Annotated in this window: 12 protein-coding genes; 9 read left to right on the forward strand and 3 right to left on the reverse strand. The window is 43.5% G+C overall.

Annotated elements, in window-relative coordinates; translation table 11 throughout:
- Nucleotides 1-184 precede the first annotated feature (184 nt).
- The 3 genes from HWQ38_RS01975 to budA are packed head-to-tail and all read right to left on the reverse strand — an operon-like array spanning nt 185 to nt 1,951.
- On the reverse strand, nt 185-703 hold the full coding sequence (locus HWQ38_RS01975) for a GNAT family N-acetyltransferase (RefSeq protein ID WP_292789597.1): 519 nt from the start codon (nt 701-703) through the stop codon (nt 185-187).
- 28 nt (nt 704-731) lie between these two features.
- Complete coding sequence (locus tag HWQ38_RS01980; protein WP_292789598.1) at nt 732-1,133, reverse strand: VOC family protein; 402 nt, start codon at nt 1,131-1,133, stop codon at nt 732-734.
- Nucleotides 1,134-1,156: 23 nt separating this feature from the next.
- A complete protein-coding gene (gene budA / locus HWQ38_RS01985) occupies nt 1,157-1,951 on the reverse strand; it encodes an acetolactate decarboxylase (protein WP_292789600.1) in 795 nt (264 codons plus the stop codon).
- 369 nt (nt 1,952-2,320) lie between these two features.
- Here budA and HWQ38_RS01990 point away from each other — a divergent pair, with 369 nt between their 5' ends.
- The 9 genes from HWQ38_RS01990 to HWQ38_RS02030 all read left to right on the forward strand — a co-directional run bounded on the left by HWQ38_RS01990 (nt 2,321) and on the right by HWQ38_RS02030 (nt 10,682).
- Nucleotides 2,321-3,268, forward strand: coding sequence for a zinc-binding dehydrogenase (locus HWQ38_RS01990; RefSeq protein ID WP_292789602.1), 948 nt, complete (start codon nt 2,321-2,323; stop codon nt 3,266-3,268).
- Between the two features lie 15 nt (nt 3,269-3,283).
- Entirely contained in the window at nt 3,284-3,631 is a 348-nt protein-coding gene (locus tag HWQ38_RS01995) for an inorganic diphosphatase (RefSeq protein ID WP_292789604.1), read from the forward strand.
- Nucleotides 3,632-3,661: 30 nt separating this feature from the next.
- Nucleotides 3,662-4,462, forward strand: coding sequence for an SDR family oxidoreductase (locus HWQ38_RS02000; RefSeq protein ID WP_292789605.1), 801 nt, complete (start codon nt 3,662-3,664; stop codon nt 4,460-4,462).
- Between the two features lie 789 nt (nt 4,463-5,251).
- Complete coding sequence (locus HWQ38_RS02005) at nt 5,252-6,631, forward strand: LLM class flavin-dependent oxidoreductase (protein WP_292789606.1); 1,380 nt, start codon at nt 5,252-5,254, stop codon at nt 6,629-6,631.
- A 121-nt stretch (nt 6,632-6,752) separates the two neighbouring features.
- The gene (locus HWQ38_RS02010; RefSeq protein WP_292789608.1) at nt 6,753-7,763 is read left to right on the forward strand and encodes a DMT family transporter; all 1,011 of its coding nucleotides are present in this window, start codon (nt 6,753-6,755) and stop codon (nt 7,761-7,763) included.
- A 172-nt stretch (nt 7,764-7,935) separates the two neighbouring features.
- The gene (locus HWQ38_RS02015) at nt 7,936-8,973 is read left to right on the forward strand and encodes a hypothetical protein (RefSeq protein ID WP_292789610.1); all 1,038 of its coding nucleotides are present in this window, start codon (nt 7,936-7,938) and stop codon (nt 8,971-8,973) included.
- A gap of 53 nt (nt 8,974-9,026) precedes the next feature.
- Nucleotides 9,027-9,197: a hypothetical protein gene (locus tag HWQ38_RS02020; protein ID WP_292789611.1), complete on the forward strand. Its 171-nt coding sequence runs from the start codon at nt 9,027-9,029 to the stop codon at nt 9,195-9,197.
- Nucleotides 9,198-9,252: 55 nt separating this feature from the next.
- Nucleotides 9,253-9,906, forward strand: a complete 654-nt coding sequence (locus HWQ38_RS02025; RefSeq protein ID WP_292789613.1) for an HAD family hydrolase — start codon at nt 9,253-9,255, stop codon at nt 9,904-9,906.
- Nucleotides 9,906-10,682, forward strand: coding sequence for a sulfite exporter TauE/SafE family protein (locus HWQ38_RS02030; protein WP_292789615.1), 777 nt, complete (start codon nt 9,906-9,908; stop codon nt 10,680-10,682). Before HWQ38_RS02025 ends, HWQ38_RS02030 begins: the two co-directional genes overlap by 1 nt.
- Nucleotides 10,683-10,738: the final 56 nt, after the last annotated feature.

Consider the following 10,738-nt stretch of genomic DNA (forward strand, 5'->3'; position numbering starts at 1 on the left):
AAGGAACTTCAGTTCCTTGCGGGACATGGCTTTTACGTTAAGTTGACACGTATGAGCATTGCTGTGCCCCTACCACGTGGTGTATTTACCTGAAAATAGCTGTAATCATTCGTGAACAACGAGATCCCCGACTTCTCTAAGAAGTCGGGGATCTGATTCTTGTGAATCTGAATTTAATTATCTATCAGCGTTTTCGGTACTGTACTTCGTGGTTAAATTCATCTTGGTTAGACTCAATATTTTTAAAACATATCGCGCGGACAAATCCCAGATTATGCAATAAAGTAATAGAACGGTGATTTTGGATATTAACATCAGCGCAAAAATCCAGATTTTGGTATGTCTCAACTAAATAATTAATCATACACTTCACTGCTTCGCGTGCATAACCTTTTCCCCAAAAATTAGGGAAAAACACATATCCCAGGATTGCACTATTATCTAGAGTAATTGTTGCTTGAACATATCCAAGGTAGCATTTATCTACAAAAGACCAAACAGCCCAATTCAACCAGATCTGCGTCCCATCTGGTGATTGACGACGTGCCAACATCATGTAGCGATCGCGAAGCGATTCAACACTTTCTGGCGGCACATCTTCGATAAAGTCGTATATACTCGCACTCTGTAATCCATCAAAAAGCAGTTCGGCATAATCCGGTTTTAGTGGTTCTAAACAGAGTCGTTGAGAGTATATTTTCATCTTGTGATCTAATCCGACATTAACATTGTTAAACTTCTCTACCGCCTGTATGTGAGGAAGTTAACGTTAATAGATAGCCGTCCGGTGCAGTCAAAGTAAATGAACTGTGGATTCTGCCTGGTTCGATCTCAGAAACAGTCAGTCCCCACTTCTTAAAAGTATCTCTGGTGGCAGAAACATCATCTACCATCAGATCAAAAGGCGCATTGATTCCAGGCGCGATCGCCTCTGAACTTGTTCTCAAAACTAAGTGCGTTCCTCCCCGTAATTCTAAAACAGCTAATTGTTCTGATTGAGCGATCGGTCGCAGCCCTATCTTGACAAAAAAATCGCTAGCCTCCGGTACATTGCTCACATATAACCTCACATGACCAATCGCCAGAGGGGGACGGGTATCCTTTTCTTTTGCAATAGTTTCTGGTAGTGACATAGCTTTAATCCAAAAATATTTAGTTACTGTTCAACTCTGTTAATTTCAGTAGGTTTGCTATTTTCCAAATCAGCCTGGTCAAATTCAGCAGTTTTGGGCAAATTTATCTCAACGTTTGATAAGGTATCAAGTTCTATTTTAGCATTTTGGAATTGTCCATCTAAAATATGTCCTCCAGTTTGACGATTAGCAGTTATAAAATGAAAGTGATAGCCATTAACATTTACTCCTTGCATATATTTGGGTGTCCGAAAACCTACTAAAGTACCATTGACGTTCCTTAACTCAAAAATTGATTGTTCTTTGATCGCATCTGCCAAAGGACGATAGGGTGCGGTTTGTTTCGGAACACTTCTAAATTTGAGATAAGGAAAATTACCTTGAATCCGAATAGCATAAGGATAGTTTTTAGTCGGTAAGCGCTGATCTAACGATTGCTGCAATTGTTGATAATTAATCTGCCCTTCTAGATTCATTAATGTTTGTGGTTTAAAAAAAGTGACTGTCGCAAAAGGGCTTTTCATCGAATCAGGAATAACAGAGGCAACTCCATCAGATTTTATCTGATAAAATTTGCCATCTAATCCAATCATTTCTCCATCCAGATAATTTACTGTTCCCAAACCAAAATTACCGTATTTTCTCAATTCCTTAAAATTAGTATTTCCCTCATAAATACCTATTGATAAAGCACTAATTGTAGATGTTTGAAATAGGGTACTTGATGAGGTATGTTGCTGAGTTTTCCCTGGAAGAATGATACCTAATAATACAGTTATGGTTAAAATAGTTATCCATAAATAACGCTTAAGTTTCATAAGATAAAATTATTACTTTTGAATGCTCGTGTACTACTTAGGAAAATCCCTAGACTGCTGGAAAGCGGCTTCTCCTAGAGTAGGAGGTTGACAGCGACTAGCTTACTACGTAGCAATAAATGCAAGCATTGATGAAACAAATCTTTTTGCGGGATGCTTGATTCTTTTGTCTATATTGTGATAGTTTTCTTTCTACGCCCTAAAATTACTATAAGTCTATCGGGTTGCAGTAGATTGTTAAATATCATTAACCTAGTTGTAGGGATTTGGGGTAAAGAAGGACTAGCGAAATCTATCGACTTTATTATTGTAGGCAGTACATCGTGAACCACCGATCTAGAAATTCATCTCTAAGCCAGGGCATTCTCTATGAGTAAAATACGTGCTGTGATTGTTGATCCGAATGTGGTTGGACGTTTGGCACTGAGTGAAGTGACTGCACCAACACCTGCTCCAGATGAGGCATTAGTCAGAGTGGCGGCGATTTCTCTTAATCGGGGAGAGGTGAAACGTTCAACTACTGCTGAGGCTGGTTGGCAGCCTGGTTGGGACTTGGCAGGTGTAGTAGAAACCCCGGCTGCTGATGGGTCGGGGCTTCCCCAAGGGGCGCGTGTAGTTGGCTTTCGCCGCGCCGGTGCTTGGGCAGAACTCGTATCTGTTCCCACCAACGCCTTAGCAGAAGTGCCGCCATCGGTATCCTTTGCTCAAGCTGCCACACTACCTGTAGCAGGTTTGACCGCGTATCATGCAGTACTAAAAGGTGGTTCACTGTTAGGTCGTCCAGTTCTAGTTACAGGTGCATCAGGAGGCGTTGGTTACTTTGCTATCCAATTGGCGCAACTGTCAGGGGCGCACGTCGTAGCATACATTCGTCAAGCTGGCTATGAGACTCTAGTTAGAGAAGCAGGGGCACAATCGGTGGTGATTGGCGAAGACCTCTCACCCGCCAGCGAATATGGCCCCTATGATCTAATTATAGAGTCAGTGGGTGGCAAGACTTTGGGGGTAGCCCTTGGCTTACTGGCACAGGATGGAAAAACTGTGCTGTATGGAGTATCTGGGGGAGCAGAAGTAACATTCAACGCCGCTCAATTTTATGGGACTGGTGGCGTGAGTTTGTATGGTTTACGTCTGTTCGATGAACTGAGATTTGAATCAGCCGCAGTCGGTCTAAAACGGCTTTTGAGTCTAGTAGAAACAGGTAAGTTGCGTCCTCACATTGATTTAGAAGCTTCTTGGACACAAATAGCTGATGTAGCGCAACAACTACTCGACAGGCGTTTTCCTGGTAAGGCTGTGTTACACATTTCCAATTGAGTATTAGCTGATGGCATGAGGGATAGTACTGACTTCTGGTTCAAACTAGATCAACTTGTAGCCGCTAGTAATCTCAAGATAGATCGTCCAAAAGGAACATCACATCCACGTTATCCATACTTCGTTTATCCACTGGACTATGGATACTTGGAAAACACTAGCTCTGGAGATGGAGATGATATTGATGTTTGGATAGGTAGCTTGTCTAGTCAAACAGTAACTGCCGTCATTTGTAGTGTTGATTTGGAAAAACGAGATACAGAAATCAAGATACTTCTGGGTTGTACATCAGGGGAAAGTCGAACCATTTTTGATATCCACAATACAGGCTCTCAATCAGCAATGTTATTGGTTCGCAAGTAAATTAAATTTTTGTTTTGAGGGGAACTTTGTATGAGCTTAGAACTAAAATTATCAGGTAAAACAGCGATCGTTACAGGAGGAAGTGCGGGAATTGGTTTAGCCACTGCCAAAGCCCTCTATAGTGAGGGTGTGAGTGTTGCGATCGCAGCCCGCAATCAAGAACGCTTAGATCAGGCAGTAGCTGACATCCAATCCCTACCCACTCCAGGCGCGAAAGTTATTGCCATCAGTGCGGATTTAACAAAAGCAGAGGATGTTGAGAAAGTTGTCTCCACAACATTAGCCCAATTTAATCAGATTGATATCTTGATTAATAATGCAGGTTCAGCCCGTGCTGGGTCTTTCCTAGAATCCACTGATGATTTATTTTTGGATGCTTGGAACTTAAAATTATTGGGCTATATCCGCCTAGTTAGAGCCGTCGTCCCCCATCAAAAAAGTCGCGGTGATGGGCGGATTGTGAATATAGTCGGCGGTGCAGGACGTACCCCTCGTCCTAACTTCCTAGCTGGTGGCACAAGCAATGCGGCTCTCCTCAACTTCACAAAGGGCATTTCTAAAGAGTTAGCCGAGTACAAGATTCGGATTAATGCTATCTCCCCCGGTGCTACAGCTACTGAGCGTGCTGAACGTTTAGCCCAGCAGAACGCCCAAGCGCAAGGGATCACTGTTGAGGAAGTGAAGGCACAAAGCATTCAAAGTATTCCTTTAAAAAGAATCGCCCAGCCAGAAGAAATTGCCGCGCTGACGTTATTTTTGGTTTCTGATCTAGCTGCATCGATTACAGGAACAGAGATTATCGTTGATGGCGGATCTACCCCTGGTATTTAATAGTAGAGACGCGATTCATCGCGTCTGGTGAATCGCGTCTCTACGTAAAAACATAAACTTGTTGGAGATAAAAGGAGACGCTTCTGAGTACAACCGACGTTAGGCGGTGACTGCGTAATAGTATTGGGCATTGGGAATAGGGGATGAGTCTTTAATACTCGTGGATGAGTCTTTAATACTCGTGGATGAGTCTTTAATACTCGCGGATGAGTCTTTGATACTCGTGAACGAGTCTTTGATACTCGTGAACGAGTCTTTAATACTCGTGGATGAGTCTTTAATACTCGCGGATGAGTCTTTGATACTCGTGAACGAGTCTTTGATACTCGCCGACGAGTCTTTAATACTCGTCAACGAGTCTTTAACACTCGCGGATGAGTCTTTCAACTCCACTCCCCCTGCTGCCTGTTCCCCACTCCCCTTTGCTGGCTTAACCTTCCATTGATTTTGGATCGAGACTCAAAATAGCACTTTGTCAAGCTAGTTTTGAGGGTTTGTAGTAAGGACTTTAGTCCTTATTTTCTAAGCACTAAAGTCCTTACTACGAACTTGCTTATCTATCAATTTTAGGACTTACGCAAAACCACACGCTCTAGGGGCAATTCATGTAGCTTTAGCTGACCGCAGGGTATTGCCCCTACCTGAAAATAAGGGTTTCGGCTATTGTTTGCGTAAGTCCTGAATTTAAACATGACAGATTAGTAGATGCCACTGAAATATCTTTCAAAGATTTACTAATTTATTTACCAGATTTTTTCAAAGTATAAGTACGCCTTTGCAAATACAAACATGAGTACAAAAAAACAACTTAAACTCGGAGCATTTTTACCAGGTAGTGGTCATCACGTCGCAGCATGGCGACATCCCAACACCCCGGCTGATGGAGGTCTGAACTTCCAACATTATAAGCAGCTGGCACAGACGGCTGAACGGGGTAAATTTGATATGCTTTTCCTCGCGGATGGTTTAGCCGTCTGGGATCGAGGGCAAGGGACTGAGGCTTTTAGCCGTTCGGGACAATTCAGTGTCCACTTTGAACCTTTAACCTTGTTGTCGGCTCTCTCTGCCGTGACAGAAAATATCGGATTGGTGGCGACATCATCAACGACCTATGATGAACCTTTTCATCTGGCTCGCAAGTTTGCGTCACTGGATTATTTAAGCGGTGGTCGGGCTGGATGGAATCTTGTAACCTCTGCTGCTGAAGCCGCAGCGCAGAATTTCAGCCAAGAAAACCACCTAGAACACTCGCTACGCTATGAACGGGCGAGGGAATTTGTGGATGTTGTCACCAAACTTTGGGACAGTTGGGAAGATGATGCTTTCCTCCACAATAAAAAGTCAGGTATTTACTTCGATGCAGAAAAGTTGCATATTCCCCACCACAAGGGTAAATATTTCTCGGTGCGCGGGCCGCTGAATGTGGCGCGTCCACCGCAGGGATATCCAGTAATCGTACAAGCCGGATCTTCGGAAGCTGGACAGGATTTGGCTGCCCAAACAGCAGAGGCGATCTTTACTGCACAACAGACACTGGCAGAAGCTCAAGCGTTCTATGCCAACGTCAAAGGGAGATTGGCTAAATACGGACGTTCCCCTGATCATCTCAAGATTATGCCAGGGGTATTCCCGGTAATTGGTAAGACTGAGCAAGAAGCTAAGGATAAATATGAGCAACTTCAGGAGTTGATCCATCCGCTAGTTGGATTAGGGCTACTTTCTGGGCTAGTGGGTGGCCATGATTTGTCTAAGTATCCCCTAGATGGGCCACTGCCGGATCTGCCAGATACCAATGGTGGCAAAAGCCGCTTGCAGCTGATCACCGATCTGGCCCGTAGAGAGAATTTAACAATCCGGCAACTGTATTTGTGGATTGCAGGTGCGCGGGGACATCGAACGATTCTCGGAACACCAGAACACATTGCCGATCAGTTAGAAGATTGGTTCGTCAATGGTGGGGCTGATGGATTCAACATCATGCCGCCGTGGTTGCCTGGAGGTTTAGATGAATTCGTAGATTTGGTAATTCCCGAATTGCAACGCCGAGGAATATTTCGTACTGAGTATGAAGGGCGAACCCTGCGCGAAAATCTCGGTTTGCCCCGTCCGGTAAACCAGTTCACCACAAATACTGCTCCTGAACCTGTGGGCGTCGGTTCCTTGGCATAGTAATAATTGATGGATAAATTCCTGGTAGAGACGGCGATTTATCGCGTCTCTTTAACCGTCTAGCAGTGTTTTTGAAGCGACGGCTTTGATTTCCTCAAACTCCATCTGGTTTGTTATTCCAGTGGTTTTAACAATACAATCTAAGTCGTCTCTAAGGAAACTTTTTATCGTGTTGGGCATCCTGACGGTTCTTCTATCCTCCTTTGTTTTGACGTTTCACAACGTTACTGTCCGAGTTTTGTTTTCAGAACATCTCGTACTAGGTTTATTTTTACTCGGTGGATACGTTAAACCGGATTTGCAGAATTCATTCTTGCTGATGTTCATGCGAATGCTGCTGGTGGTTCCACTGATGGCATCTCTATCATTCAAGCTATATCCATCTGCTTGGACAGAACTCCAATACTTGTTCACCCGTAACGGTAGGGATATTTTAATCCAAGCTCTTGGCTGTGGGGTGCTGATGTTTGTGTATATTGCCTCACTCTACATTGCTATTGGCTTGATTCCCACAGGTATTGCCTTGACTCTCTTCTTCACCTATCCCGTATTTACAGCACTGTTGTCATGGAGGTTTTTTGGCGATCGCCCCACATTGTTCCGTTGGCTGGTAATGGCTATTATTCTGGTGGGAAGCGCTCTCACCATTCCCCAATCTTCTCCTACTTACAGCAGTCATACCATTGCGATCGGCATTTTTGCTAGTTTTGGCGCTGGGATCGTTTACGCCTTTTATTGCATCATTGCTCAAAAATGTTTAGAAAAATTCCATCCAATTCCCTTTACCTGGATCAGTTTTGCCTGCACTCTACTGCTTTCTGGTATTAGCTTACTGTTTTGGCCAGCTAAGAGCGGCCAACTTGACTGGACACCCCTATGGATTGGCAGCATATTTTCCGGTCTTGTCAGCTTTATTGGACACACTCTAAACAATGTGGGGATTCGGATGGTTGGCGCATCTACCGCCTCCATAATTGGCTCTAGCAGTCCAGCATTGACGGCGCTAGTTGCATGGATAAGCATTAGCGAAACTTTAAATGTGATTCAGAGTGTAGGGATTGCTATTGTTACATTGGGGATCGCGTTACTTAGTGGAGAAGGCTTTGTTAAAGGCTTCAAAATCAGGAATTAATTTGTCTATTTGTCATTGGTCATTGGTCATTGGTCATTGGTCATTTGTCATTTGTCATTGAGAGTGCTGAGTTATTATTCTCCCGACACCCCGACACTTCCCCCAGTCCCCAGTCCCCAATCCCCAATCCCCAGTCCCCAGTCCCCAGTCTCCAGTTTCAGGAGGTATAACATTGATCAATCCACTTGCTGAAGTTAAGCCAGACCCACGTATTGCTGCACTCCCCAAAGTAGACCTGCACGTACATCAGGAGTGGTCGCCGCGCCTTGACCGCGTGCTGGCGCGGCGTGAAGGGCGATCGCTATATAATTGGCATGATTGGGCAGAGCAGCTGATAACTCAAATTCCACCAGGAATGCCTCGCCTTCAAAAACTTGCTCAGGTTTTCCCTGCAACACAAGAGGCTAATGCCAAGCCAGAAAACTTTATCGCACGTATTGAGGATCTATTAGAAGAGGCAGCAGCAGACGGAGCCATTTTGGTAGAAGTCCGTTTTGGCAACGAAGATGTACTCAGACCTGACCTGATGACATTGTTCCGAGAAGCTGAACGTCGCGTCCAAGTGCGATATCCCAGCCTCCGGGCTGAGGCAGTATTTATTTTGATTTTAAGTAGGTTTGAAGGCGATCGCTTAAACCATCTCGTCAAAGCGTGTATTCAGGCGGTAGATGAAGGCTTAGGCGGAATAGATTTTCTTTACAAACCTTATGATACAGAAGCAGATTGGACTACGGCTTATCAAATTGCCGAGCAGGCTGCTAGCGCAGGGTTAGGAATCACCGCCCATGCCGGGGAATTCTCCAGTGCCAATATTGCTGCTGCCCTGCGCGTACCTGGACTGACGCGAATTGGTCATGCCACACACGCCATCAGTGACCCCCATGTATTTGATTTACTAGCTAAAAGTGGCGTGACTGTTGAGTGTTCTTTAAGTTGTAACGTTTTGCTAGGGGCAGTATCTTCCTATACAAAGCATCAAATTCGACAGTTTGTAGAGTCTGGCATTCCTGTCGTCCTCTGTACAGACAATCCTGTTCAAGTCTGTACGACCATTAGACGGGAATATACAATAGCTCATGCCCTCGGTTTTTCTACAAATGAATTACTTGATGTGACTCGTCATGCTATTCAGGTAGCGTTTACATCCCCACAGCGACGCAATGAACTGCTAAATGAGTTGAATAAATGGGAAGATACTGAATCAAGTTAGAAAAATACTCAAAAAAACTTAAATAAACCTTATTAGAGTGAAATTTTGGTTTTGTGATTGCTGGATTCATAGCATGGCAGCAAGCTGCACTAATGATGGTTGGTACAGCTATTGGTGGCTATAGCGGAGCTTATTATACTCGTCAATTAAAACCAGAGTGGGTGAGGCGTTTTATTATTGTCATTGCCTGGGGAATTACCTCTTACTTTTTTATTCGCAGATAAGCAAAAGGTAGTGAAACTACAGATCAATCACTTATGTCTAATTTGATATTAATATATGCTTTTTAACGCTGTCCTTTTTGATTTAGATGGGACTTTGACAGATCCTAAACCTGGCATCACTGGTTGCATTCAGTATGCGCTCTCGGAACTCGGTTACAAACCACCGGATGCTGATGAATTAAATTGGTGTATTGGCCCACCACTTAAAGATAGCTTTTCGCAATTACTCAATACCTTGGATGGCACAGTAATTGAACAGGCTATTTCACTTTATCGTCATCGCTTTGCCACAATTGGATTATTTGAAAACTCCCTTTATCCCCAAATTTCAGAAGTCATAAAAACCATTCGTTTTGCTGGTTATAAAACTTTTGTTGCGACTTCTAAACCATATATTTATGCTACACGGATTATTGAGCATTTTGGCTTATCATTGCTTTTTGATGGTGTTTATGGTAGTGAACTTGAGGGAACACGGAGCATAAAAAGTAACTTAATTCAACACATTTTACTAACAGAAAATCTTTCACCCTCTACTGTGGTGATGGTAGGCGATCGCTCACATGACATCATTGGAGCCAAGCACCATCAAATCGCTTCAATTGGTGTTACCTATGGCTATGGAACTGAGGAGGAATTAAAAGCTCACGGTGCTGACTTCATTGCCCATTCTCCAAGTGATATTCCTAAATTAATAATTCGTAAATAATGCCACCATCTTTAACACTTTTCCATAGCTTACTTCTGTTTAGTACCGCTTTCATTGCAGGCGGGTTAAATGCTGTGGCGGGTGGTGGAAGCTTTATCACGTTTCCAACTCTCATCTTTACAGGTGTACCCCCGATCACAGCTAATGCCACGAATAATACCGCGATGTGGGTGGCGGCTTTAGCAAGTGCTGGAGCATATCGTCAAGATTTAGGCATCGAGCGACGAGATTTTTTAGTTCTATGTGGTGTCAGTTTATTTGGTGGCATGATTGGCTCCATAGCTTTGTTGTATACATCGCCAGATGTATTTAAAAAGCTGATTCCCTATCTGCTGCTGCTAGCAACAGTTGTGTTTACCTTTGGTGAACCGTTCAAAAAGTGGTTGCAGCGTCAAAGTCAGAATACATCACCTGAGTCTGTACCACTATTTAATTTGGTACTGGCTCAACTTGCGATCGCAATCTATGGCGGTTTCTTCGGCGCAGGTTTAGGGATTTTAATGCTGGCAACTCTGACATTTTTAGGAATCAAAAGTATTCACAAAATGAATGCTTTTAAGACATTTTTAGGGAGTTGTATCAATGGTATTGCGATCGTTCCATTTATTTTTGCAGGTGTAATTGCTTGGCATCAAGCTATTTTGATGGCAGTTGGTGGCTCTCTTGGCGGTTACTTAAGCGCTCATTATGCTCGTAGACTTGAACCCGACTTAATTCGGAAATTTGTGATGATTGTTGCCTTCAGCATGACTACCTACTTTTTTATTCACGGTTAAACCCTCTTTCAAGAAACACTTGACGTAAAGCTTATGTAGAAAGGGTTTGATAAAAT

It is taken from the genome of Nostoc sp. NMS7, from assembly GCF_017115085.1.
Taxonomy (GTDB): Bacteria; Cyanobacteriota; Cyanobacteriia; order Cyanobacteriales; family Nostocaceae; genus Nostoc.

Coding starts and splice junctions, on each gene's coding strand:
- HWQ38_RS02025 (WP_292789613.1), top strand. CDS start 9,253: ATGCTTTTTAACGCTGTCCTTTTTGATTTAGATGGGACTTTGACAGAT.
- HWQ38_RS01975 (WP_292789597.1), bottom strand. CDS start 703: ATGAAAATATACTCTCAACGACTCTGTTTAGAACCACTAAAACCGGAT.
- HWQ38_RS01980 (WP_292789598.1), bottom strand. CDS start 1,133: ATGTCACTACCAGAAACTATTGCAAAAGAAAAGGATACCCGTCCCCCT.
- HWQ38_RS01990 (WP_292789602.1), top strand. CDS start 2,321: ATGAGTAAAATACGTGCTGTGATTGTTGATCCGAATGTGGTTGGACGT.
- budA (WP_292789600.1), bottom strand. CDS start 1,951: ATGAAACTTAAGCGTTATTTATGGATAACTATTTTAACCATAACTGTA.
- HWQ38_RS01995 (WP_292789604.1), top strand. CDS start 3,284: ATGAGGGATAGTACTGACTTCTGGTTCAAACTAGATCAACTTGTAGCC.
- HWQ38_RS02000 (WP_292789605.1), top strand. CDS start 3,662: ATGAGCTTAGAACTAAAATTATCAGGTAAAACAGCGATCGTTACAGGA.
- HWQ38_RS02005 (WP_292789606.1), top strand. CDS start 5,252: ATGAGTACAAAAAAACAACTTAAACTCGGAGCATTTTTACCAGGTAGT.
- HWQ38_RS02030 (WP_292789615.1), top strand. CDS start 9,906: ATGCCACCATCTTTAACACTTTTCCATAGCTTACTTCTGTTTAGTACC.